Origin of the sequence: Streptomyces sp. LMG1-1-1.1, assembly GCF_040815545.1 — a bacterium.
Taxonomy (GTDB): Bacteria; Actinomycetota; Actinomycetes; order Streptomycetales; family Streptomycetaceae; genus Streptomyces.
Map to the genome: position 1 here is coordinate 130416 of NZ_JBFPNH010000043.1, position 22157 is coordinate 152572.

The following is a 22157-nucleotide window of genomic DNA, read 5'->3' on the forward strand; positions in this document are numbered from 1 at the left end:
CATGACCCACGAACGAACCCTGCGGGTCGCCCTGGCCGGCGGCGGCGCCTTCGGCGCGAAGCACGCGGCCGCACTGCGGCGCATCGACGGCGTCGAGGTGGCCGCCGTCGTGAGCAGCTCCCTCGACCGGGCCCGGAAGTTCGCGGCGGAGCAGGGCGTCGGCCGCGGCGTGGCGTCCCTGGACGAGGTGCTGGCGATGGACGACATCGACGCCGTCATCCTCGCCACCCCCACCCAGATGCACGCCGAGCAGACCCTCGCCTGTCTCGACGCCGGCAAGCACGTCCAGGTCGAGATCCCGCTGGCCGACTCCCTCGCCGACGCCGAGGCCTGCCAGGCCGCCCAGGAGCGCACCGGGCTCGTCGCCATGGTGGGCCACACGCGCCGCTTCAACCCGAGCCACCAGTGGGTGCGGCGCCGGATCCAGGCCGGCGACTACGCCATCCAGCAGATGGACGTCCAGACGTACTTCTTCCGCCGCACCAACCTCAACGCGCTGGGTCAGCCCCGCTCGTGGACCGACCACCTCCTGTGGCACCACGCGGCCCACACCGTCGACCTGTTCGCGTACCAGACCGGGTCCCCCATCGTGCAGGCCAACGCGATCCAGGGGCCGATCCACCCCGAGCTCGGCATCGCGATGGACATGTCGATCCAGCTGCGTACGGAGAGCGGCGCCCTGTGCACCTTGTCGCTGTCGTTCAACAACGACGGCCCGCTCGGCACGTTCTTCCGGTACATCGGCGACACCGGCACCTACATCGCCCGCTACGACGACCTGTTCACCGGCAAGGACGAGCCGATCGACGTCAGCGGTGTCGACGTCTCGATGGACGGCATCGAGCTCCAGGACCGCGAGTTCGTCGCGGCGATCCGCGAGGGCCGCGAGCCGAACTCCTCGATCGCCCAGGTGCTCCCCTGCTACCGCACCCTGGCGGCCCTGGAGGCCCAGCTGACCGCCGCCTCGCGCCCGTGAGTACGCCCCCGCCGGCCCGACCGGACCGTACGCCGCGCCGTATCGGGCCCTTCGAGGTCCCGGCGGTCGGCCTGGGCTGCATGAACCTCAGCCACGCCTACGGCGTCCCTCCGACGCCGGAGGCGGCCGAGCACCTCCTCCGGACGGCGCTGGAGGAGGGCGTCACCCATTTCGACACGGCCGCGCTGTACGGCTTCGGAGCCAACGAGGAACTGGTCGGCCGCGTGCTCGCCGACCACCGCGACCGCATCGTGCTGGCCAGCAAGTGCGGCATGACCGGCGTCGACGGCCGCCGCGTCATCGACGGCCGACCCGACACCATCCGCCGCACCGCGGACGAGGCCCTGTCCCGGCTGCGCACCGACGTCATCGACCTCTACTACCTGCACCGCCTCGACCGGGCGGTCCCCGTCGAGGAGAGCGTCGGCGCGATGGCCGAGCTCGTCACGGCCGGCAAGGTACGCGCCCTCGGCCTGTCCGAGGTGTCCGCCCGAACACTCCGCCGGGCCCACGCGGTGCACCCGATCGCCGCGCTGCAGAACGAGTACAGCCTCTGGTCGCGCAACCCCGAACAGGGCACCCTCTCCACCGCCCGCGAACTCGGCGTCGCCCTGGTCGCCTTCAGCCCCCTGGCCCGCGGCTTCCTCACCTCCGCCCCTCCCGACCTCGGCGTCCTGCCCGCCCATGACATCCGACGGGGCATGCCCCGCTTCGACGACCACCACTACCCCGCCAACCTCCTCCTGCGGCACAGCCTGGAGCAGCTCGCCAAGGACGCCGGCCTCACCCTCCCCCAACTGGCCCTCGCCTGGGTCCTCTCCCGGGGTTCCCACGTCATCGCCATCCCCGGGACCCGTTCACCGTCCCACCTCCGCGAGAACCTCGCCACGCTCGACACCACCGTCCCCGACGACGTCCTCGACGACGTCCTCCACGCGGCAGGCGATCTCCTCGACTCCTCGACCGTCCACGGCCCCCGCTACAACGAGGCCACCCTCGCCGAGATCGACACCGAGCGCTGCGGTCAGGCCGGCTGACTCCCGCCCGGGGCACCGGACCGACCGACGCACACCTGGTCGGTGACGCCGAGCCGTGTCCGCAGCGCGGCGCGCCCCGCATCGGTCACCGTGACCCTGCGGGTCGTGCTCCGGTGCACCAGCCAGGACGAGTCCAGCGCATGGCGACAGAGCGCCGCGCCTACCGCACCGGCCAGGTGCGGACGCTGTTCGGTCCAGTCGAGGCGCGTACGGACGTGGGGCGCCAGGAGGCGTGCGGATGGTCGCGAGGTCGGGGCCGTCCGCGCAGGTTCCGTTGAGGTCGGTCACCCGTCGAGTCTCGCCCGGTGACAGTTCGGCCGCCGACGAAGGGTCCGGATCCTAGGGTCGCCTTCCATGACTTCAGCGACAGCGACAGCGGCCCACGCACCCTCGCACACCGCGATAACCCCGAACATCCTCTACTTCGGCACCCCCGTCGCCCTGCTGACCACCGAGAACGACGACGGCTCGCCCAACCTGGCCCCCGTCTCCTCCGTCTGGGCCCTCGGACAGACCGTGGTCCTCGGCCTCGGCGCCGACAGCCGGACCGCCGCCAACCTGGCCCTCCGGCCGGAACTCGTCATCAACCTCCCCTCACCCGACCTGTGGGGCGCCGTGGAGCGACTCGCCCCACTCACCGGGTCCACCCCCGTCCCCCCGGACAAGCACGCACGCGGCTACCGCTACGAACCCGACAAGTTCACCGCCGCCGGCCTCACCCCCGCACCCTCCGAGTCGGTACGCGCTCCCCGCGTCGCCGAATGCCCGCTCCAGCTCGAAGCCCGGATCATCCGCACCTCACCGGACGCGCAGGGCCACTTCCTGATCGTGGAATGCGCGGTCACACGCGTTCACGCCGACCGCCACCTCGTCGTGCCCGGCACCCAGCACATCGACCCCACCCGCTGGAGCCCCCTCATCTTCAACCGCCACTACCAGGGCCTCGCCCCGGAACTCGGCCACTGCTTCACGTCGGAGACGCCCACGGAGCGATGACGCGAGCGCGGGGTGCGGAGTGCGGTGCGGGAACGCGGTGTGGGAGCGCGGCGCCGTCGGGTGGGGCCGTCCGGGCCAAAAGTGGGGGGCCTTCAGGTGCGGGTCGGCACGGGGCCGCACAGCTGGTTGCCCGGTTCGGCCGGGTCGTCGCTGGTCCAGAACTGGATCCACAGTTCGGTGAACTCGGGGCGGCTGAGGTAGCCGTCCCCGTCCTGGTCCAGGTGGTCGAAGACGTCGGCCACGTCGACGCGCTCGCCGTGCCACGTGTCGACCAGCCGCCGGTGCTCGGCCGGGGAGATGCGGCCGTCGCCGTTCTCGTCGACGGCGTCGAAGACGGTCGCGGCGGTCGCGGCGACGACCTCCCGCATGGTGGGCAGCAGGTCCACCATGGCGAGGATCTCGTCCAGGTCGACCTTGCCGTCGTTGTTCGTGTCCACGTGTGCCGCGAGCAGGTCCCACCACCCCAACATGACCCCGTCCACACGTGCGGCCAGTTCGGTGTCCGGCCTCACCCGGGGCAACCCCCTCCAGCGTTCCGCCAGTGCCTGGAAATCGCGCTGGTCCAGGTATCCGTTGCCGTCGGCATCGAACGCCCGGAACATGTTCAGCAGCTTCTCGCGCTGGAACTCACTCGCCACAGTCGACCTTTCCGTCGGTTTCCCCGGCGATCCTGCCCACGACCGCCCCCACCCCAACGGCGCCCGAAAGCACGGGCGGGCGTACCCGCCCCAGGCTCGCGCACCCGACACCTCGCGCGCCCCCGTTTCGACCACCCCTACTGACCCGCAGGAGTGACCTACGGCCCGGCACCGTACGCGCCGAGCGAGCACCTCCACAAGCCGCTCCCAAGACGTCCAGGGTGCGACCGGTCCCGCCGGGCCGCACCGCCCCGTCGGGCCCTCGCGGCCCGAGCGAGGTGAGGACACAGGGTTGCGTGAGCGCCGCTCACGTCGTCCTGCGCACCGTGATGACGGGGCAGTGCGCGTGTGTCATCACGCTCTGGCTGACCGAGCCCAGGAGCAGTCCGGCGAGGCCGCTGCGGCCTCGGGCGCCGACGACCAGGAGCTGGGCGTCCTTACTCGCTTCGAGCAGGACTTCGCGCTCGGTGCCGCCGACCACGTCGCGTCTGACAGTGACGTCCGGATGGGTGTCGGCGCGGCCGGCGGTCGCTTGGGCGAGCATGCGTTCCGCGGACTCGGGGGTCGCGCCGGCCGGGGCCTTGTCCGGCTGCCACGCGTGGACGGCCACGAGTTCGGCCCGGCGCAGTGCGGCTTCGGCGAAGGCGACGGTGACGGCCTCGTCGCTGTCCCGGGAGCCGTCGACTCCGAGGACGACGGGGCCGGTGTCGGCGGATGTGCGGTGTGCTTCGCGGACGGTCATCACGGGGCAGTGGCTGTGGGCGGCCAGGGACACCGGGGTGGACCCGAGGAGGAGGCCGGCGATGCCCCCCATGCCTCGGGAGCCCACGACGATCAGGTCGGCGGCCTGTGACTCGATCTCCAACACGTGCACCACGTCGCCCGTGACCACCGTCGCGGTCACGGCGACTCCAGGCTCCACGGCGAGCGCATGGGTGGCCGCTTCCTCGACGAGCGTCCGGGACGCCGGGTCCGGCACCACGTGCCTGGGCTTGATCGGCACCTCGGCGTGCACCACCCGCAGGGCCGCGCCGCGCCGCGCTGCCGCAGTGGCGGCCGCCTCGACGGCGGCGAGGCTCATCGCCGAGCCGTCCACCCCGACCACGACCAGATTGCCCATAGCTGGCTGCTCCCGTTCAAGCGGTGGGTTCTCAGCCTCGCCCCATCGGCATGCCGCTGCAATTCTTGCGCGTCCCCTCCAGGCGAGGCAGGAACGGCCGCCGACGCCGACGTCCGACGAACGAGGGTGGGGCGAGGCCGGTGGTCAGCCGGGAATCAGCGCGTCCCACTGGTCGCGCGTCGGGCCGTCGTGTCGCGGCGTGAAGTCCGGGCGGGCCGCAAGCCACGCGGTGAGGTGCCGGTCGATCTCCTCGGTGCCGTACGCGTCGTCGGAGCGTTCCAGGAGATGGCGCACCCGTGCACGCGCGCGCATGACGACGGGATCGTCGAAGGCACAGGCGGCCAGCGCGGCCGCCCGTCGATCGGAGGGCGGCGAACCCGCGGCGAGGCGTTGTTCGTCGGCTCGGTCGGCCTTGATCTGCGCGTCGAACCAGGGGCGCAGCGTCTGCGAGGTCCAGGCGTGGTACCCGGTGGGGTCCGCGGCTATCTCGTCGACGTGCTCGGCGAGGTACTGGGCGGCGAGCAGACCGAGGGCCGCGCCGTGACCGAAGGTGGGGTTGGTGTGGATGAGGCTGTCACCGGCGTTGACGAGGCCGGTGACGACGGGCCCCTCGTCGTCGGCCAGGGCAGTCCAGCGATTGTCCAGGCCCGCCATCGCCAGGACGGCCGACTGCGGTTCGGGGTCCAGGTCAAGCCAGGCGGCGGTTGCGGGGAACCGGCGGGCCACCGCCTCGAACACGGCCGGGTCGGTGAGGGCGCCTCGGCTGGGATCCCCGGTCGACAGCACGATACTCACCGCGAAGGTGTCGTTGTCGGACGGGAACACTCCGGCGAACGCGTACGGCGCGGCCGATCCGGTCTTCACCCGTCCGGGATTCCGCGGCCCGTCGGCGCGCAGTCGGTACCAGCGGCAGAGATACGCGATCCCGGCCCGATGGCTCTCGACCACGGGCGGACGACAGCCTGCCGCGACCAGCCACTCCGGCACGGGCGACCGCCGGCCGGACGCGTCGACGACCAGATCGACCTGGTCGACCTCCGCCCCCACCCGCACGCCGGTCACCCGAGCAGGACGGTCCTCCCCGAACACCAGCCCCTCCACCCGACGCCCACGCCGCACCTCGACACCGGACTCCGCAACCACCGCCGCCGTCAAAGCGGCCTCCAGCACGAGGCGCCGGGTGCGCAGCGTCACCAGGTCCTCATCGCCGTCCCGACGAGGCGGATGCTCACCGAACCAGTCGAACTCGTGGTACTCCAGAGCCCCACGCGCCAACACGTCCTCGTAGACATCAGGCGCCTCCGCCCGCAACACGGTACGCACCGGCGCCAGCAGCGAATGAGGCTGTACGGCCTGCGGAACCCGCGGCCTACGCCAGTGGAAGAAGTCCCGCTGCAGGTCCTCCCCCGCCTGCCGAACATCCTGCTCGAACAACGTGACCCGATGCCCCCGCCGCCCCAGCATCAGCGCCGTCCCCAACCCGCTGATACCCCCGCCGACCACCGCAACCCGCGCCATCCAGCTCCCCTTCGCGTCGTGTTGCGAATTGAGCCTACTGCCTCAAGATCTTCGGCCTGCCACCGGTATCCGCAGCAATGCAATGGCCCGACACGCCTCCGACCCACATCGGTACCGCTCCCGGACAAGCCACGCGCGGCCCAGTGACCTCCCCGACGGCGATCCCGTTGGACCGCCCGTGAAGAAGATCACCCTCGCCCTCGGAGCCGTACTCCTCTCCGCTCTCCCGACCGGCACCGCCTTCCCGGCCCCCGCCCCCCGACCGACCCCCGACACACACCTCCAACTCACCACCAGCCGCGCCGTACACGGCATCCAGAGCACCCGCTTCGCCTGGCTCGACTGCCCCGCCCCCACCCTCGCCCCCCAACACCCCGACCACCCGCACCGCACCTCCGCCTGCGCCGACCTCTCCACCGCACACGGCGACTTCGACCACCTGCCAGGACACGCGACCGCCATCTGCTCGAACGACGCCGCACAGATCACCGTCACCGCGCACGGCGTCCACGACGGCCGCGCTGTCCACTGGCAGCACACGTACGACGACGACTGCCGCCTCACCCTCGCGACCGGAGACGTCTTCGACTTCTGACCTGCCGGCCGGCGAGCTGCCCCGCCTCGCCCGCCCTAGTACTCCAGCAGGAATTTGGCGTCTGACGGCGTCTGACCTGGGACGATGCTGGGCTGCTTGAGTACCAACAGCCAGGACCGGACCCGGCCCTGCTCACTCCTCCGTGAGCAGGGCCACGGTCGTGCGTACGGTGGCGTCGGGGTCGTCCGCGAGCAGTGCGAGCACAGCCTCCGCCGCAGGTGTCCCGCATTCGACGAGTCCTTCCACGGCGGCGTCGCGGACGGCGGAGGAGGGGTCGCGGCCGAGGGCCGTGAGGAGGGCGGCGGCGGCTTCGGTACGCCGATAGGCGACGACCTCGGCGACGGTCTGCCGTACGTCGGTCACGGCGTCGCCCGCCAGCTCCCGCAGCAGCTCATCCGCCCCCGGCGTCGACCAGGGGGCCACCGCCCGCGCGAGCCCCTGCCGAACGCGGGCGTCCGGGTGGCCCGCGAGTGGCGCGAGCCGTTCCACCGGGCCGCGCCGGCGGAGCCCGTACCACTGGAGCGTGTCGCGCAACGCGGCCGTGTCCGCCCGCGCCTCGGCCCGTTCCAGCCGTGCGAGGAGTACGCGCGAGGCGGGCGCGGGCCCGTCCAACGGGTGCGGCCGCCGCTCCCGCAGCCGCCGGGACCCGTACGTGCCGGGCTGGACGCACCCCACGCAGACACACGGCGTGACTCCATGGGCCCCGGGGAAGTACCGCCACCCGGCGACCTGCCGCACCGCCCGCACCTGCCGCACCTCGCCCCGCGTGATCGCCCGAGGCAGGAACACCTCCCACCCGAGCGCCCCGTCCCCCAACTCCCTTATGTGCCGCACCGCTTCCGCCGCTGTGACCTCGTCGAAGCTCCGCCCGTACCGCCCCACGGCCACAGGCTCCCCGTCCGGCAGCCGCACCTGCACGGCGACGATCCCCCGCGACCCCGGCCGCCGAGCCAGCTCCCGCAGCCACTGGTGCGTCAGCGCGTACGAGGCCAGGACGGGGAACAGGTAGACCCCCCGCCGCTCCCCCCGCGCCTTGATCCCGCTCCGCCGAATGCCCGCCGCGCAGGCGGCGGGTGTCAGGTGCACGAAGGTCGCCATGGGGAGATGCTAGGCCGGTCTCCGGCCGATCCGGGCAGGGAGACCCCTGCCGCTCACCTCGCCCCTCTCTGATGGCCGCTCACCCGCTCACCCGTCCGGCGTGGAGTGCCCGGCGGACTCGGCCCGCTTCCGGCACCACCCCGCCGCATCCGCACACTCAAGCCGTTGACGAGGCAAAACATCAAGGTCCTGCTGGAGTAAGTACCAGTCCTCCAACTGAGGATCGATGTATGTCATAGGGATGTTGCCCATCGTCGCTGGTGGGGGCAGCGCAGGGCACTCTGGCTACCCGCTGTCGCCGTTGGCTAGAGGCGTGTCGCGGTGCGGACGAGGTCGGCGACGGCTTTGGATCTGCTGTGTGGTGGCCAGGCGATGACGGTCGTGACAGCCGGTGCGTCCGGCACGGGCACCGTCGCGTGATCGTCGCGCAGGTGGGCTCGGAGGGACTCGGGCACGACCGCGCAGGCCCGTCCGAGCGCGATCAGCTGGAACAGCTGGGTGTGGTCGCGCGCCTGCGGGCCGGGTCCGTCCGGATAGCCCCCGTCCCGTCGAGGCCAGCGTGGCAGGGGCAGGTCCGTCAGGGTGGTGACCTCGGCCATCGACATTTGCGGTCGACCGGCCAAGGGGTGCCCCGCGGGCAGGACCACGACCTGCTGTTCGGTGTGCAGGTCCTCGGTGTCGAGTCCGGCCGTCGTGTCGAAGGGCCGCTGGAGCAGAGCGACGTCGGCACGCCCGTCGCGCAGCGACCTCTCCTGCTCACCGGGCCCGCACAGCATCACCTCGACGGCGACCGCGCCTGGCTCGGCGGCGTAGGCGTCCAGCAGCTTCGACAACAGTTCGCTGGACGCTCCGGCTTTCGTGGCCAGCACCACACCGGGAAGTTCGGCAGCTGCGCGGCGGGTGCGGCGCTCGGCGGCTTCGACCGCGTCGAGCGCGGCCCGGGCCTCCCGCAGGAGCACCGCCCCGGCCTCGGTCAACGCGACCACACGAGCAGTGCGGTGCAGCAGAACCACTCCGAGCCGCCGCTCGAGCTGCTGGATCGCCCGCGACAGCGGTGGTTGCGCCATGGCGAGCCGCTGCGCCGCCCGCCCGAAGTGCAACTCCTCCGCGACGGCGACGAAGTACCGTAACTCCCGCGTCTCCACCGCGGCATCGTATCCGGCGCTCACCACCACCGATATCCGTACGGTATCGCCGCCCGCCCAGTCGGTCTTGGACGCCCCACCCGAGTCCGCACCACGCTGGATGACATGAGTGAACAGACGATCGCCCTGGTGACCGGTGCGAACAAAGGAATCGGATACGAGATCGCGGCTGGCCTGGGCGCCCTCGGCTGGCGAATCGGCGTGGGCGCGCGGGATCAGCAGCGCCGCGACACCGCGGTGGAGAAGCTGCGCGCAGCCGGGACCGACGCGTTCGGCGTTCCGCTCGACGTGGCAGACGACGCGAGTGCGGCCGCCGCGGCCGAGCTGATCGCCGACCGCGCCGGAGGGCTCGACGTCCTCGTCAACAACGCCGCGATCACCGGCGGTTCGCCTCAGACGCCCACCACGGTCGATCCCGCGACCGTACGAGTCGTCGTGGAAACCAACGTGATCGGGGTCATCCGCGTCACCAACGCGATGCTGCCCCTGCTGCGCGCCTCGGCATCGCCACGAATCGTGAACATGTCCAGCAGCGTCGGCTCGCTCCTCCTGCAGACCACGCCCGGCATCGACATGGGCCCGCTCCCCACCGCGTACGTAGCGTCCAAGACCTTCCTCAACGCCGTCACCGTCCAATACGCCAAGGAACTCAGCGACACCAACATCCTGATCAACTCCGGCTGCCCCGGCTTCACCGCCACCGACCTCACCGGCTTCCAGGGCCCCCGCACTCCCCACCAGGGCGCAGCCATCGCGCTTCACCTCGCGACTCTGCCCGACGACGGACCGACCGGCGGATTCTTCAACGACGGTGGAACAGTGCCCTGGTGACAGGCTCAGCTGGTTCCAGCAGTCCAGCTGATGTTCGTTGCTGGTGTGGTGGGAGGGGCTGTCGAGACGGGACGGGCCACCGCGTCAGAACTGCTGGACGATCGCTGAGCATGTCGGGGAGGCCTCCCTGGCGCTGATGCCGTCGTCGCTCCGGGAGGAATCCGACGGCGCCGGCACTGTCGGTCCCCGGTGCTAGCGTCGCCGCCATGGCGAATCGTTCATATCTCTACTCCGCAGACTCGATGCCGAACGAGGCAGAGCTCCCCAAGCAGATCCGATGCATATCCGAGCACAACTGGGACATCCCGCTCGCGCACAAGCTCATGGTGGGGCGCGGAACGACGATCGTCCCGTCCATGATCTGGAACCCTCCGATCGGCATCGCCGCGGACTACGCCGAAGGGGCCGCGCTGCTCCGCGACCTCCTGCGCGCGGTCAGCAAGGGCCTGGAGGACGACGCCGAGTTCGCCGAATGCGTTGCCAACACCACGGCCCACCTGGAGAAGCAGCAGGCGAAGTACTTCATCCTCGAGACCGGGGAGATCGTCTCCATGACCAGCGACGATCCGGCCGCGAGCGTACGGCGTCTGGCATCCGAGGAGGTCCCCGACGCCGTCGCCAAGGCCGAGGCGGCGATCGTCGGCCAGAACGACGACTGGCTCGCTTCGGTCCGAGCCGACTGGCAGAGCCACTTCGCGTCCTTCTACAGCGAGGCGCTCTACTTCTCCTTCCCCAGCTGACGTGCCCGCGGCGCGGTGCCGGGCGATCCAGGCCTCGTCCCCCAAGACGCCGCCTGGCACCGGCCCGTTGTGGGCGTTCGTTCCGGACGCGGGCGGAGCCCCTCCGGTCCCTCCTCGTTGTGGGCAATCGTTCCGCTGGGGCGGAACGGGTGGGCACAACGGACGGCGCCCCCTGCCGGGTCTAGGCTTCCGCGCCCGAACCCGCACCCCTTCGTGCGACGCCGTATCGGTGCGGGCCAGGGCACAAGGGGCGGACGCGCCGCCAAGGGCGCCGTCCCGTGTGCCCACCCGTCCCGCCCCAGCGCGACGATTGCCCACACGGAGGTGGGCCGGGCCACGGACGCCGTACGCAGACGCAGCCGCTCCCCCAACCCCACGCCAACCCCACCCCACCGCCGACACCCGCTCCGCGGTTAGACACCACCTACCCCCACCCCAAAGGAGCACCACCATGCCCCCCGAGCCCGCCATACCCTTCGAGATCCCTCCGACCGTCGCCAAGACCACCGCCCGATTAGGGACCGGCGCTCCGTACGCCCTGAAGGTCCTGGCCGGCCGAGTGGCGGACGATCCCGGTCCGGGACAGCCCTCGGGACTGCCCGGAGTCCTCACGGTGTCGGTGGACGGCGACCTGTTCGAGGACTGCCCCGATTTGAGGGTCGGCTACGTCCACGAGCCCGGCCGGATCGAGATCAGGTACGTGGATCCAATCACCCCTGCCGAACAGCAATCCGTCGACGACCACCGGACGGCCCCACCGGCAGACCCACCCACAGACCCACCGACAGACCCACCGACTGGCCCCGTCGCCGAGGAGATCGCCGGGCGGGTCGTCGCCGATGCCTGGCGGCGCGTCACCCGCTGGCTCCAGCGCTGTGCACCTGACTCGTACGCGGCACTCCGTACGGGCGTGAGTTCGGCCGCCGTCGACACACTGGAAGCCGATCTCGGCGTCCAGGTGCCCGCTGGTCTGCGCGCGCTGTGGTCGCTGACCGGGGGTGACGACGGCGTCAACGGGGCAGGGTGCCTTCCCGGGAACCAGGCCCTGATGGCGTGGGACACGGTGGCCGCCTTCCACCGCCGACAGATGGATACTCAAGCCCAGGAGGACGCCCTCCACGCGAGGTATCCCGCGCGGGACCGGATCACCGTGTGGGAGGCCAGCTGGATTCCGGTCGTCTCCTACGGCGTTTCGGACCGTACCTCGGGTCTGTACCTGGACGCCGCGACCGGCTACCTGGGGCGCTGGTCGCGCTACAACAAGGGCCCCGATGAAGAGCTCGACACGCTGGCCACCTATCTGGAGGGCGTGGCCGACGCCTTGGAGGCTCCGGCCCTGGCCACGGGCGACACGCCTGGCCTGGTCGGTGCGGCGCTGGTGTGGGTCAGCAGGATCGATCCGGCGCAGAAGGGCACGTGGAGACCTCTTGCCGCCGGCTGACCACGCTCGGGAGCGGGGCTCCAGGGCGTAGGGGGTGAGCTTCGGCGCGCGACCGTGGACGGCTGTCGGCGGCCGGCCTCGCCCTGGGACGGGCTCCCAGGTGTCGTCGGCATGGCGGGCCAGGTGTCGTCAGCATGGTCTTCGTCCCGTCCGTGGCGCTGTCGTTCGGAGTAGCTCCGGTGGCTTGGCCGCGCGTGCTATCGCAGGGTGGTGTGGAGGACCGCCTGCTGCCCTGAACCCGCGAGGACGACGCCGATGCATCGCTACCCGCCGATCGCCGACCATGGTCTCGTGGGAGACCTGCAGACGTGTGCGTTGGTGTCCGCCGAGGGGGTGGTGGATTGGTTCTGTGCGCCGCGCTTCGACTCGCCGAGCGTGTTCGGGCGGCTGTTGGATCACGAGCGTGGCGGCCACTTCTCGATCACGGTGGAGGCGCCGGGGACGACGGTGCGGCAGTTGTATCTGGCGGACAGCGCGGTGCTGCTCACGCGTTTCCTCACACCTGACGGGGTGGGTGAGGTGGCGGACTTCATGCCGCTCGCGGCGGACCCGACCGTGGCGACCGATCGGCACACCTTGGTACGGGTGCTGCGCGTGGTCCGAGGCACGGTGCGGTTCGCGGTGGAGTGCAGGCCGCGTTTCGACTACGGCCGGGAGACGCACGAGCTGGTACTCGAAGGTGCCACCGCCCGGTTCACGGGCGGGACGGCCGCCGCGCATCTCCAGGTGCTCGGAGCGATCCCGTTGGAACGGGACGGGGAGGACGTCCGCGCCACGGTGGAGTTGTCCGCCGGGCAGCGTGCGGCCGCGGTGCTCACCCTGGACGCGCCCGGGGCGGAGCCGCCCGTGCCGGCCGACCAGGTGAGTCTGCAGGCGGCGTTCGACCACGTCCGCTCGTTCTGGCACGAGTGGGTCGGCCGCTGCCGGTACCGGGGCCGCTGGCAGCAGCAGGTCATCCGTTCGGCGATCACGCTGAAGCTCCTCACGTACGCCCCGTCCGGCGCGCCGGTGGCCGCCGCGACGATGGGGCTGCCCGAGCAGGTCGGCGGCGAACGCAACTGGGACTACCGCTATACGTGGGTACGGGACGCCTCCCTGTCGGTGCGCGCCATGGTGGACCTGGGCTTCACCGAGGAGGCGGACGCCTTCCGCCTGTGGCTGGGCGCCCGGTTGCAGGCCGGTGGCACGGTCAGCGGCGAGCCGCTGCAGATCATGTACCGGGTGGACGGCGATCCACACCTGCGCGAGGAGGTGCTCGACCATCTGGAGGGCTGGCGGGGGTCGGCCCCGGTCCGGGCCGGCAACGGCGCCGCCGACCAGCTCCAGCTCGACATCTACGGCGAGGCCGTCTACGCCCTCGCCCAGTCCCGCGACCTGGCCCAGCTGGCCGGGTACGACGGCTGGCTGCACTTCGCCGCCACGGTGGACTGGCTCTGCGCCCACTGGGACCGCCCGGACGAGGGGATCTGGGAGACCCGCGGCGGCCGCCAGGACTTCACGTACAGCCGTTTGATGTGCTGGGTCGCCTTCGACCGCGCCGTCCGCATGGCCCACGAGCTCGGCCGCCCCGCCGACGTTCCCGCCTGGACCGCCGCCCGCGACGCCGTGCTCCGCCAGGTCATGCAGCACGGCTGGTCCACCGAACGCCGCGCCTTCGTCCAGCACTACGGCAGCGACGTACTCGACGCCTCCCTCCTCCTCATGCCGATCACCGGCTTCATCGCCCCACGCGACCCCCGCTGGCTCTCCACCCTCGACGCCATGGACGCCGAACTCGTCTCCGACAGCCTCGTCTACCGCTACGACCCCGCCGCCTCCCCCGACGGCCTCCGCGGCGCCGAAGGCACCTTCTCCCTCTGCAGCTTCCTCTACGTCGACGCCCTCGCCCGCGCCGGCCGCACCGAACAGGCCCGCTACGCCTTCGACAAGATGCTCACCTACGCCAACCACGTCGGCCTCTTCTCCGAGGAAATCGGCCCGACCGGCGAACAACTCGGCAACTTCCCCCAAGCCTTCACCCATCTCGCCCTGATCACCGCCGCGTTGTCCCTCGACGCGGCACTGGACCAATGAGAGCGGACCGAAGTCACGCACGTGGTGCGGCGCGTGCGGCACCGCCCGCGTACTCCTTCACCATCGTCGGCTCCCCTCGTACACGGCCCCGCCTTCCACAGGCCGCGCACGCCCCCTCCCCCGGCCGGGACACGAAGGCGAGCGCCCCGGGGCAGCCCACGCAAAGATCACGATCAGGCCGAACGACGGCCCGAACTGGGCTAGAAAGACGGGCATGGAACTCACTCAAATACGCCTGCTCGTGTCCGACTTCCCCACCGTCTACCGCTTCTACCGCGACACCCTCGGCCTCAAGCCCCAGTTCGAGGCAGAGACCGGCCCCTACGCCAAACTCAGCCCCGACAGCGGCCACGCCGCCATCGCCCTACAGGACCGGTCCCACATGGCCGACGTACTCGAGCGCCTGGGAGCCAACCCCGCGGGACACCGCTCACTGATAGCGCTGCGCGTGGACGACCTGGACGCCACCCACACCGAACTCACCTCCCGGGGGGCCGTGTTCGTACGCGACCCGATCCCCATGGGTGACCGCATGCGGGTCGCCTACCTGGAGGACCCGGAAGGGAACCTCATCGAACTCCAGGAGTGGCTGTGTCCTCCTTCCTGAACCAGGAATCCGGCAGCGCCTGGCGTCTCCGCAGCGCTTCCCGGACCGTCCGCAGTTCGAGGTCCACCGACACCCGTGCGTACAGCCGGTCACCGACTGCCACAAGCTCGCGCGCCACGAGCAAGGCCGCTACGGGGTCGGTGGTACGGAAAACGGGATACGCGACGGGGTTGGACATGCGAGCACCCTGCCGCAGCCGAGAGGATCGCTACGAAGCGTTCCTTACCTTCGACTGCGCACTCATCTGCTGACGCCGTCTCTCACGGCTGGTCCGGGACGCCCGTGCTCAGTAGCCATTCCTTGACGCTCGGGGAGCTGTCCAGGAGTCGGCTGACCTGCATGCCCTCGTCCCGTGAGGTGACTCTCGGCAGAGGGGCGAAGTCACCGGGCAGGACGTCGAGCAAGCTCATCACGCGGTCTCCCGCATGAAGCGTGATGAGCAGTTCGCACCGAATCTGACGTGGGATGCCGGGGCGATGCGGCAGGTGGTTCCACAGGGCCGGCCACAGATAGTGGGCCCCATCGGGTGCCGCGTGCGCCTGCACCCATGCCGGGACCAACCGCTGGTTGAGGCTGAGCTCATGGGCCCGCTCCTCCAACCTGACCAGCGAGGCCGTGTCGAGGACCTTCAACTCCCGAGGCACCGGTTCATCCGAGTTCATCGCCTCATGGTGCCCGAGCCCGGCAGCACCCCAGTACCTGGAACCGACCCATGGGAGATCATTTCGTTCGGAGTTCTCAGGGAAGCGGTCGCCAGGCATGAGCTGCCCCAGTTCCAGCACTAGCCCGAGAACGATGCGGCTTCGGGCTGACCGCACGCAGGAGCAGGGCGACTCGATTCGTCGCCAAAGCGACCCGCAAGGGGTCGCGCCATCGATATTCGCTTGCGCACCCTCGTCGCACAGGACAGCGTCCCGCCTGGCACCTCCGATGAAAGTGGAAGCAGATGAACATGCAGGCCCAGACCCACCCCGTGGACCACGAACTCGTCCAAGCCGCGGCACACGTCGCTCGTACGCGGTGCCAAGGCGACAACCACACCATGGCGGCAGCGGGCCGTGCACAGGACGGCCGGATCATCACCGCCGTGAACGCGTACCACTTCACCGGGGGTCCCTGTGCCGAGCTGGTCCTGATCGGAGCGGCAGCGGCGCAAGGGGCGTATGAGCTCGACACGATCGTCGCGGTGGGCGACAGGGATCGAGGGGTGGTTCCGCCGTGCGGCCGGTGCCGTCAGGTCCTGCTCGACTACTTCCCGGCTCTCAAGGTCATCGTCGGTGGGGGCGACCGCATCCGAACCGTGCTCATCACCGACCTGCTGCCCGAAAGCTACGTCTGGGCTGATCACCAGCTCGACACCGAGTGAAGCCGTGGCGCGCGGGCGCGACGCGGCGCCGAACGGATCGCAGGGGCGATTCGCCTTCCAACGTGCCTCTTTTAATGGGGAGATGCGGTGCTGAGCGCCCTGTTACCGTGGGCCAATGGCAACGATCAAGGAAGTCCAGGTCACCTTCGACTGCGCCGAACCCGACCGTGTCGCCCGGTTCTGGGCCGAGGTGTTGGGGTACGTCGCCTCGCTGCCGGAGGGGTTCGCCACGTGGGAGGAGTTCGATCGATCCCGCCCGACTGGCCACCAGGTCTCCTGGTCCGCGTGCGCCGATCCCTCGGGGAAGGGTCCGCGGCTGTTCTTCCAGCGCGTTCCCGAGGGGAAGGTCGTCAAGAACCGGGTGCATCTCGACGTGCGGGTCGGGACCGGGCTCGTGGGCGCAGAGCGTCTTGCCGCCCTTGAGGCCGAGTGCACGCGACTGGTCGCCCTCGGCGCGGTGCGCGAGCAACTGCTTCCCGCCGACGGCGTCAACGAGTCGTGCATCGTGATGCAGGACGTCGAGGGCAACGAGTTCTGCATCGACTGAGCGGCCGGCGGCCAGCGGCCAGCGGCCAGCGGCCAGCGGCCCACGGTCAGCCAATCTCGGCCTTCGCGGCGCCGACCGAGTCGAACCGATCCGGATCGAGCCACACCTCTCGCTGCCGTGTCGGGCTGGCCAGCGCCATGACCGCAGGCACGGCGGGGGCCGGTAGCGGGGCAGCAGCGCAATGCCGTGATCGATCACGGGCCGAGGGTACGTAGCTAATGACCGTCGCTCTGGTTCGGTTCATGGGTTCTGGCGCCTGCTGGGGCATCCCGGACCGACGGTTGTGATGCCCGTCACCGCCTTGGCGCTTCGGGGCGAGTGTGCATGATCATGAACGAATGGATGCTCGTTTCCTTGGTATAGCCGAGTTGGTCGAAGCGCCGTCCGTGGCGGTCGTGGTCGATGTCATGCGTGCCTTCACCGTGGCGGGTTGGGCCTTCGCCCAGGGTGCGGAGAAGATCGTTCTTGCCGAGTCGTTGGACGAAGCGCTGGCGCTCAAGGCGCGCCATCCGGATTGGGTGGCGCTCAAGGACGGTCCGCCGGCCCCCGGTTTCGACGCGGTCAACTCACCAGGTCGGCTGCGGTCCGTCGACCTCGGCGGACGGACCGTCGTGCAGAAGACCACGGCGGGGACGGTCGGTGCCCTCGCGGTCAAGGAGGCGGCGCTGGTGCTGTGTGCCGGCTTCGTGGTCGCGGAGGCGACGGCTCGGGTCCTGCGGACGCGTGAGTGTGGCAGCGTCACGTTCGTGGTGACCGGCGAGGAGGGGCGCGCGGATGAGGATCTGGCGTGTGCCCAGTACATCGCCGAGAGGGCTGTAGGGGCAGAGGTGGACGCCGCCGAGTTCCTGCGCCGCGCCGGCGAGTCGCGGGCCGCGGCCGAGTTGGCGGAGGGCGTACGCGAGGGAGTTCACCCCGATGACGTCGCGCTCTGCCTGGAACTCGACCGGTTCCCGTTCGCCATGATGGCGGCGTTGGAGGACTCTCTGATGGTTCTCCGCCCGTACGCGGTTCCCTCACTGGCCGGCGGGACTTCGAGCTGATCTGAGTACTGCTTGCCCCCTGATCGCGGGACTTCGAGCTGACCTGAGTACTGCCTGCCCCGTGATCAAGGGGACCGCGTTCACGGACGGGCGGTGGTCGGCTCGGGCGGGCCGGCGACACCGATGCACGCTTCGTTGCCCTCGGGGTCGGCGAGTACCCAGTTCGACGGTGCGTCGGCGTCGTTGACCAGGCGGCCGCCGGCGGCGAGGGCGGCGGCGATGCGGGCTTCGGCCTGGTCGTACGGCACCCAGACGTCCACATGGAGGCGGTTGCGCTGCGGGCGGGGTGCGTCCATCTGCTGGAAGTAGAAGGGGGCGCCGCGGCGGTGCGGGTCGATGAGGTCCTCGGGGCTGTTCGCGCGGTCCTGGTAGCCGAGGAGGGCGCGCCAGAAGGCCACGACGTCGGGAGCGGCGAGGGCATCGACGGTGACCTGGACTGTCTGTACGGCGGACGGGTCGGCCGTGATGTCGAGGGTGCGGGCCACTGCCGAGATCTGTAGGGCCAGTTCGACGTGCCGCTCGGTCAGCCCGTAGTAGTCGTCCGTGACCTTGATCAGTCGGACGGTCACGCCCTCCTGCCTCACGTCGACGTCCGGGTGATCGGCCCCGACTCCCGGCATCTCACTGATCGCCCGCACGAACTCGGCCCCCACCGCGAACGTTCCGGTGCGGAAGTACGCACACGCGCCCTCCCCCAGCACGCGCCAGTCCTCCAGTCCGACGGTGGCGTGGAACTGCTGCGGCCTGATGCGCTCGATCTTGGTCTCTTCGTAGGTCATGCGATCAACGTAGCTCGGCGGTCCGACACCCTCGCCAGGGGTGACGTGCCGTGGTCGTTGCGGTCGTCGATCCAGCGGGCGGCGAGGAGGCCGGAGGTGGCGGTGAGGAGGACGGCTGTGATGACGGTGGCGTCGAGGCCGAGGAGATCGGCGAGGAGACCGGCCATCAGGGCTCCGGCGGCGTAGCCGATGTCGCGCCAGAAGCGGTAGGTGCCGAGGGCGTTGGCGCGCCAGGTGGGGTGGGCGTGGTCGGAGACGGAGGCGATGAGGGCCGGGTAGACCATGGCGGTGCCGAGGCCGAGAGTGATGGCGGAGAGAGGAGGCCGGCGAGGAGCGGGCGGTCGAGGAGGGTGAGGGCGAGGAGGAGGCCGGCGGACTGCACGAGCATGCCGGTGACGATGAGGGGTTTGCGGCCAATGCGGTCGGCGAGGTGGCCGGTGGGGATCTGGCCGAGGCCCCAGAGGATCGGGTAGAGGCCTTTGATGAGGCCGACGGCTGCGATGCCCAGGCCATGGTCGGTGAAAAGAAGCGGGAAGACACCCCACGTCAGACCGTCGTTGAGGTTGTTGACCAGGCCGGCCTGGCTGGCGCCGCGCAGTGAGCGGTCACGCCAGGACGTGCGGGCGAAGGTGGCCCGCAGTCCGGCGTTCTTCTCGCCCGCCGGGAGGGGCTTGGGGTGCTGGGCGAGTTCCAGGGCGACGTGCGCGGCGGTGTCGCGGACGGCGAGTGCGAGTGCGAGGCCGGCGACGACGAAGACGACGCCGATGAGTTCCGGGATCGGACGCAGGCCGTGGGCGGTGGCGAGATAGCCGGTGAGCAGGGCGGTGACGCCGACCGCGGTGTAGCCGGCGGCTTCGTTGAGGCCGGTGGCGAAGCCGCGGCGGGCCGGACCGACGAGGTCGATCTTCATGTTGACCGTCATCGACCAGGTCAGCCCCTGGTTGAGGCCGAGCAAGACGTTGGCCGCGACGATCCAGCTCCACGAGGGCGCGTACGCGAGTACGAACGGAACGGGGACACCGATCAGCCAGCCCGCCACGAGGAGCTGCTTACGCCGGAAGCGCGCGGTCAGCGCCCCGGCCGCCAGGTTGGTGAGGGCTTTGGTGAGCCCGAAGGCGATGATGAACGAGAAGACCGCCAGCTCACTGGTCAGACCGAACGTCTCCGAGCCGATGAGCGGCACGGTGGTGCGTTCCAGGCCCACCAGGCCGCCCACGGCCATGTTGACGACGACAAGCAGGGAGAACTGAAGCCAGTTCTCCCTGAGACCCAGTCTTACGGGGCGCGCTGAGGCGATGCCCGGCGGGGCCGGCTCGTCCGTGGGCGCGGCAGGCGCGGTGCTGTTGCTCATGGGCGGGTGTCCTTCGGGACGGGAACGGCGTCGGTGCGCGGGTCGGGTGGAGTCGGGGCGCGGTGGCGGCGCCACACGAACAGGCACGGACAGACAGGCGGGCAGGCACATGCAGCGCGGACAGCGCGGACAGCGCAGGAGGTGCCCATAGCCGCAGGCCAAAATACCCCCACCCGTATCCTTGCCGAGTGTCGATACAGGCCACACCTTGCTTCGCTCGATACCCAGGGGGGTATTTGACTTCCCGCACGGGGTGGACTTACTGTCGAGTACATCAATACCCCGGGGGGTACCTGCGAGAGTGAGGGATACCTCGATGCGTGAAGTAGACCTGGAGGCTTTCGCCGCCGGCCTGGCCGCCGGGGCGTTCGTCATCGACGTGCGTGAGCCAGACGAGTACGTGGCGGGCCACGTGCCAGGAGTCCACAGCGCGCCGCTGTCCGCGCTCGGTGCGGTCCTCGACGGGCTGCCCGCCGACCGGCCGGTGTACGTGATCTGCGCGAGCGGCAACAGGAGCCTGCGGGCCGCCGAGCAGCTCGCGACTTACGGGGTGGACGCGGCCTCCGTCGCGGGCGGCACCGCGGGCTGGGCCCGCACGGGTCGCCCGCTGGTGAGCGGCCCGTCCGCCTCAGCCCCGGGCCACACAGGAGCCTGAGCACCCGAGAGGTGCCCGGTCCTGCCCGCCGGTACGGACACCCGGCACCCGCGCCCCAGCCCACCGGCCGTCCAGGCGTCCGGGCGTCAGCAGGCGGCGGCCGAACCGAGCGCCCACGCACCCACCCGTACTCAGCCCTTCGCACCCGATCCGGGTGCGGCTTTCTCCGGAAGGGATCCATCGTGTTCTTCAGTCAGTACTACCTCGACTGCCTCTCCCAGGCGTCGTACATGATCGCCGACGAGACGACCGGGCAGGCCGTGGTCGTGGACCCCCGGCGGGATGTCTCGGAGTACCTCGCCGACGCTCGGGCCCGTGGCTTCACGGTCGTCGGGGTGATCAACACGCACTTTCACGCGGACTTCGTCGCGGGCCACCTGGAGATGGCGGACGAAACCGGCGCGTGGATCGGCTACGGCTCGCGCGCCGAGACCGAGTACGCGATCCGCAAGCTCGCGGAGGGTGAGCGGATCGTGCTCGGCGAGGTGGTCCTGGAGGTCATGGAGACGCCTGGGCACACGCCCGAGTCGATCAGTGTGCTGGTGTACGAGAAAGCCGACGACGAGGTTCCGTACGGTGTGCTCACCGGCGACGCACTGTTCATCGGTGACGTAGGCCGGCCCGACCTGCTCGCCTCGGTGGGGGTGACCGCCGAGGAGCTCGGCGCGATGCTCCACGACAGCGTGCAGAACAAGCTGATGGGGCTGCCCGACGCGGTGCGTGTCTTTCCCGCGCACGGCGCGGGATCGGCGTGCGGCAAGAACCTGTCGACGGAGAAGCAGTCCACCATCGGCGAGCAGCGCGCCACCAACTACGCGTGTGCGCCGATGAGTCGCGAGCAGTTCGTCGCGCTCGTCACCGCCGGCCAGTCCGCCGCGCCCGGCTACTTCGCCTACGACGCCGAGCTGAACCGCAAGGACCGCGTCCGTTACGACGCGACGGCCTCGGCCCGGCCGCTGACGCTCGCCGAGTTCGTCGAGTTGCGGGCCGGCGGGGCGGTCGTCGTCGACGCCCGCGACCCGCAGGAGTTCGCTGCGGGGCACCTACGCGGCGCGGTCAACGTCCCCGCAGACGGCAGGTTCGCCGAGCAGGCCGGCACCGTTCTCGATCCGGCCGACGAGCTGGTCGTCATGGCGCCGCAGAACCGGGAGGAAGAGGTCGTCACCCGGCTCGCCCGTATCGGCTTCGACCGGGTGGTGGGCTACCTGCGCAACCCCGAGGACGCCCTCAGGGTCATGGACGACGAGGTCACCCCCGCCAGCCGCCTCACCGCGGCGCACCTGAAGGCCGCCCTCGCCGGCGATAACCCGCCGCTCGTCGTCGACGTCCGCACCTGCGGCGAGCGCCAGGCCAACGGCTTCATCCCCGAGGCCCTGCACATCCCCCTGAGCGAACTCCCCACGCGCGCGGACGAACTCCCCGCCGACCGGCCGCTCGTCCTGCACTGCGCCGGCGGCCACCGCTCCTCCATCGCGGCCAGCCTGCTTCGCCACCGCGGCGTCGAGGACGTCTCCGACATCCTCGGGGGTTACGCGGCCTGGGCCCTCGCCCAGGAATCCACCGACGCCTGACGGCTCTCGAACCAGTCCGACCGAACCGGATCG

At 70.7% G+C, this 22157-nt stretch carries 23 protein-coding genes; 14 read left to right on the top strand and 9 right to left on the bottom strand.

The genetic code is table 11. The annotated features are described in order from the left end of the window. The first annotated feature begins 1 nt into the window (after position 1). From MRBLMG1_RS24635 to MRBLMG1_RS24645, 3 genes are all read left to right on the top strand, one after another. On the top strand, positions 2–976 hold the full coding sequence (locus tag MRBLMG1_RS24635) for a Gfo/Idh/MocA family oxidoreductase (protein WP_367826279.1): 975 nt from the start codon (positions 2–4) through the stop codon (positions 974–976). After that, positions 973–2013 (top strand): aldo/keto reductase, encoded by a 1041-nt coding sequence (locus MRBLMG1_RS24640; RefSeq protein ID WP_367826280.1) that lies wholly within the window; start codon positions 973–975, stop codon positions 2011–2013. The genes MRBLMG1_RS24635 and MRBLMG1_RS24640 overlap by 4 nt, the downstream gene beginning before the upstream one ends. A gap of 354 nt (positions 2014–2367) precedes the next feature. Beyond that, positions 2368–3009, top strand: coding sequence for a flavin reductase family protein (locus tag MRBLMG1_RS24645; RefSeq protein ID WP_367826281.1), 642 nt, complete (start codon positions 2368–2370; stop codon positions 3007–3009). Between the two features lie 92 nt (positions 3010–3101). Here the strand turns inward: MRBLMG1_RS24645 and MRBLMG1_RS24650 are convergent, their stop codons facing one another. From MRBLMG1_RS24650 to MRBLMG1_RS24660, 3 genes are all read right to left on the bottom strand, one after another. Beyond that, a complete protein-coding gene (locus MRBLMG1_RS24650; protein WP_367826282.1) occupies positions 3102–3647 on the bottom strand; it encodes an EF-hand domain-containing protein in 546 nt (181 codons plus the stop codon). 307 nt (positions 3648–3954) lie between these two features. Further along, a complete protein-coding gene (locus tag MRBLMG1_RS24655; protein WP_367826283.1) occupies positions 3955–4767 on the bottom strand; it encodes a universal stress protein in 813 nt (270 codons plus the stop codon). A 144-nt stretch (positions 4768–4911) separates the two neighbouring features. After that, a complete protein-coding gene (locus tag MRBLMG1_RS24660; protein ID WP_367826284.1) occupies positions 4912–6285 on the bottom strand; it encodes an FAD-dependent oxidoreductase in 1374 nt (457 codons plus the stop codon). A 178-nt stretch (positions 6286–6463) separates the two neighbouring features. On the opposite strand from MRBLMG1_RS24660, the gene MRBLMG1_RS24665 reads away from it, so the two are divergent. Then, a complete protein-coding gene (locus MRBLMG1_RS24665) occupies positions 6464–6880 on the top strand; it encodes an SSI family serine proteinase inhibitor (RefSeq protein ID WP_367826285.1) in 417 nt (138 codons plus the stop codon). Between the two features lie 132 nt (positions 6881–7012). On the opposite strand, the gene MRBLMG1_RS24670 is transcribed toward MRBLMG1_RS24665, so the two are convergent. After that, positions 7013–7978 carry a HEAT repeat domain-containing protein gene (locus tag MRBLMG1_RS24670; protein WP_367826286.1) on the bottom strand — a complete coding sequence of 322 codons (966 nt, stop codon included), beginning with the start codon at positions 7976–7978 and terminating at the stop codon, positions 7013–7015. 305 nt (positions 7979–8283) lie between these two features. After that, entirely contained in the window at positions 8284–9123 is an 840-nt protein-coding gene (locus MRBLMG1_RS24675) for a LysR family transcriptional regulator (protein WP_367826287.1), read from the bottom strand. 105 nt (positions 9124–9228) lie between these two features. Here MRBLMG1_RS24675 and MRBLMG1_RS24680 point away from each other — a divergent pair, with 105 nt between their 5' ends. The 5 genes from MRBLMG1_RS24680 (at position 9229) to MRBLMG1_RS24700 (ending at position 14815) form a co-directional block, all read left to right on the top strand. Next, positions 9229–9954 carry an SDR family NAD(P)-dependent oxidoreductase gene (locus tag MRBLMG1_RS24680; RefSeq protein WP_367826288.1) on the top strand — a complete coding sequence of 242 codons (726 nt, stop codon included), beginning with the start codon at positions 9229–9231 and terminating at the stop codon, positions 9952–9954. A gap of 206 nt (positions 9955–10160) precedes the next feature. Next, positions 10161–10694 carry a hypothetical protein gene (locus MRBLMG1_RS24685; protein ID WP_367826289.1) on the top strand — a complete coding sequence of 178 codons (534 nt, stop codon included), beginning with the start codon at positions 10161–10163 and terminating at the stop codon, positions 10692–10694. A gap of 451 nt (positions 10695–11145) precedes the next feature. Further along, positions 11146–12135 carry a hypothetical protein gene (locus MRBLMG1_RS24690; protein ID WP_367826290.1) on the top strand — a complete coding sequence of 330 codons (990 nt, stop codon included), beginning with the start codon at positions 11146–11148 and terminating at the stop codon, positions 12133–12135. Between the two features lie 255 nt (positions 12136–12390). After that, positions 12391–14208: a glycoside hydrolase family 15 protein gene (locus tag MRBLMG1_RS24695; protein ID WP_367826291.1), complete on the top strand. Its 1818-nt coding sequence runs from the start codon at positions 12391–12393 to the stop codon at positions 14206–14208. A 214-nt stretch (positions 14209–14422) separates the two neighbouring features. After that, on the top strand, positions 14423–14815 hold the full coding sequence (locus MRBLMG1_RS24700; protein WP_367826292.1) for a VOC family protein: 393 nt from the start codon (positions 14423–14425) through the stop codon (positions 14813–14815). Between the two features lie 260 nt (positions 14816–15075). On the opposite strand, the gene MRBLMG1_RS24705 is transcribed toward MRBLMG1_RS24700, so the two are convergent. Next, a complete protein-coding gene (locus MRBLMG1_RS24705; RefSeq protein WP_367826293.1) occupies positions 15076–15477 on the bottom strand; it encodes a hypothetical protein in 402 nt (133 codons plus the stop codon). 290 nt (positions 15478–15767) lie between these two features. Here MRBLMG1_RS24705 and MRBLMG1_RS24710 point away from each other — a divergent pair, with 290 nt between their 5' ends. From MRBLMG1_RS24710 to MRBLMG1_RS24720, 3 genes are all read left to right on the top strand, one after another. Next, positions 15768–16181, top strand: coding sequence for a cytidine deaminase family protein (locus tag MRBLMG1_RS24710; RefSeq protein WP_367826490.1), 414 nt, complete (start codon positions 15768–15770; stop codon positions 16179–16181). Positions 16182–16296: 115 nt separating this feature from the next. Then, positions 16297–16728, top strand: coding sequence for a VOC family protein (locus MRBLMG1_RS24715; protein WP_367826294.1), 432 nt, complete (start codon positions 16297–16299; stop codon positions 16726–16728). Between the two features lie 338 nt (positions 16729–17066). Then, the gene (locus MRBLMG1_RS24720) at positions 17067–17768 is read left to right on the top strand and encodes a 2-phosphosulfolactate phosphatase (RefSeq protein ID WP_367826295.1); all 702 of its coding nucleotides are present in this window, start codon (positions 17067–17069) and stop codon (positions 17766–17768) included. Between the two features lie 80 nt (positions 17769–17848). Here MRBLMG1_RS24720 and MRBLMG1_RS24725 read toward each other — a convergent pair whose 3' ends face one another. From MRBLMG1_RS24725 to MRBLMG1_RS24735, 3 genes are read right to left on the bottom strand one after another with little or no spacing between them, the layout of a single operon-like run. Beyond that, positions 17849–18547: a VOC family protein gene (locus MRBLMG1_RS24725; RefSeq protein WP_367826296.1), complete on the bottom strand. Its 699-nt coding sequence runs from the start codon at positions 18545–18547 to the stop codon at positions 17849–17851. Beyond that, a complete protein-coding gene (locus MRBLMG1_RS24730; protein WP_367826297.1) occupies positions 18544–18831 on the bottom strand; it encodes a hypothetical protein in 288 nt (95 codons plus the stop codon). Before MRBLMG1_RS24730 ends, MRBLMG1_RS24725 begins: the two co-directional genes overlap by 4 nt. Next, positions 18714–19898 (bottom strand): MFS transporter, encoded by a 1185-nt coding sequence (locus MRBLMG1_RS24735; RefSeq protein ID WP_367826298.1) that lies wholly within the window; start codon positions 19896–19898, stop codon positions 18714–18716. The genes MRBLMG1_RS24730 and MRBLMG1_RS24735 overlap by 118 nt, the downstream gene beginning before the upstream one ends. Before the next feature lie 316 nt (positions 19899–20214). On the opposite strand from MRBLMG1_RS24735, the gene MRBLMG1_RS24740 reads away from it, so the two are divergent. Both MRBLMG1_RS24740 and MRBLMG1_RS24745 read left to right on the top strand, forming a co-directional pair. After that, on the top strand, positions 20215–20553 hold the full coding sequence (locus MRBLMG1_RS24740; RefSeq protein ID WP_367826299.1) for a rhodanese-like domain-containing protein: 339 nt from the start codon (positions 20215–20217) through the stop codon (positions 20551–20553). Positions 20554–20735: 182 nt separating this feature from the next. Continuing rightward, positions 20736–22124 (top strand): MBL fold metallo-hydrolase, encoded by a 1389-nt coding sequence (locus MRBLMG1_RS24745; RefSeq protein WP_367826300.1) that lies wholly within the window; start codon positions 20736–20738, stop codon positions 22122–22124. Positions 22125–22157: the final 33 nt, after the last annotated feature.

Bases quoted from the DNA above. Each gene is read 5' to 3' on its own strand.
- MRBLMG1_RS24685 (WP_367826289.1), top strand. From the start codon at position 10,161: ATGGCGAATCGTTCATATCTCTACTCCGCAGACTCGATGCCGAACGAG.
- MRBLMG1_RS24725 (WP_367826296.1), bottom strand. From the start codon at position 18,547: ATGACCTACGAAGAGACCAAGATCGAGCGCATCAGGCCGCAGCAGTTC.
- MRBLMG1_RS24730 (WP_367826297.1), bottom strand. From the start codon at position 18,831: ATGGTCTACCCGGCCCTCATCGCCTCCGTCTCCGACCACGCCCACCCC.
- MRBLMG1_RS24670 (WP_367826286.1), bottom strand. From the start codon at position 7,978: ATGGCGACCTTCGTGCACCTGACACCCGCCGCCTGCGCGGCGGGCATT.
- MRBLMG1_RS24720 (WP_367826295.1), top strand. From the start codon at position 17,067: ATGGATGCTCGTTTCCTTGGTATAGCCGAGTTGGTCGAAGCGCCGTCC.
- MRBLMG1_RS24660 (WP_367826284.1), bottom strand. From the start codon at position 6,285: ATGGCGCGGGTTGCGGTGGTCGGCGGGGGTATCAGCGGGTTGGGGACG.
- MRBLMG1_RS24680 (WP_367826288.1), top strand. From the start codon at position 9,229: ATGAGTGAACAGACGATCGCCCTGGTGACCGGTGCGAACAAAGGAATC.
- MRBLMG1_RS24715 (WP_367826294.1), top strand. From the start codon at position 16,297: ATGGCAACGATCAAGGAAGTCCAGGTCACCTTCGACTGCGCCGAACCC.
- MRBLMG1_RS24635 (WP_367826279.1), top strand. From the start codon at position 2: ATGACCCACGAACGAACCCTGCGGGTCGCCCTGGCCGGCGGCGGCGCC.
- MRBLMG1_RS24710 (WP_367826490.1), top strand. From the start codon at position 15,768: ATGCAGGCCCAGACCCACCCCGTGGACCACGAACTCGTCCAAGCCGCG.
- MRBLMG1_RS24740 (WP_367826299.1), top strand. From the start codon at position 20,215: ATGCGTGAAGTAGACCTGGAGGCTTTCGCCGCCGGCCTGGCCGCCGGG.
- MRBLMG1_RS24700 (WP_367826292.1), top strand. From the start codon at position 14,423: ATGGAACTCACTCAAATACGCCTGCTCGTGTCCGACTTCCCCACCGTC.
- MRBLMG1_RS24655 (WP_367826283.1), bottom strand. From the start codon at position 4,767: ATGGGCAATCTGGTCGTGGTCGGGGTGGACGGCTCGGCGATGAGCCTC.
- MRBLMG1_RS24690 (WP_367826290.1), top strand. From the start codon at position 11,146: ATGCCCCCCGAGCCCGCCATACCCTTCGAGATCCCTCCGACCGTCGCC.
- MRBLMG1_RS24735 (WP_367826298.1), bottom strand. From the start codon at position 19,898: ATGAGCAACAGCACCGCGCCTGCCGCGCCCACGGACGAGCCGGCCCCG.
- MRBLMG1_RS24695 (WP_367826291.1), top strand. From the start codon at position 12,391: ATGCATCGCTACCCGCCGATCGCCGACCATGGTCTCGTGGGAGACCTG.
- MRBLMG1_RS24645 (WP_367826281.1), top strand. From the start codon at position 2,368: ATGACTTCAGCGACAGCGACAGCGGCCCACGCACCCTCGCACACCGCG.
- MRBLMG1_RS24705 (WP_367826293.1), bottom strand. From the start codon at position 15,477: ATGAACTCGGATGAACCGGTGCCTCGGGAGTTGAAGGTCCTCGACACG.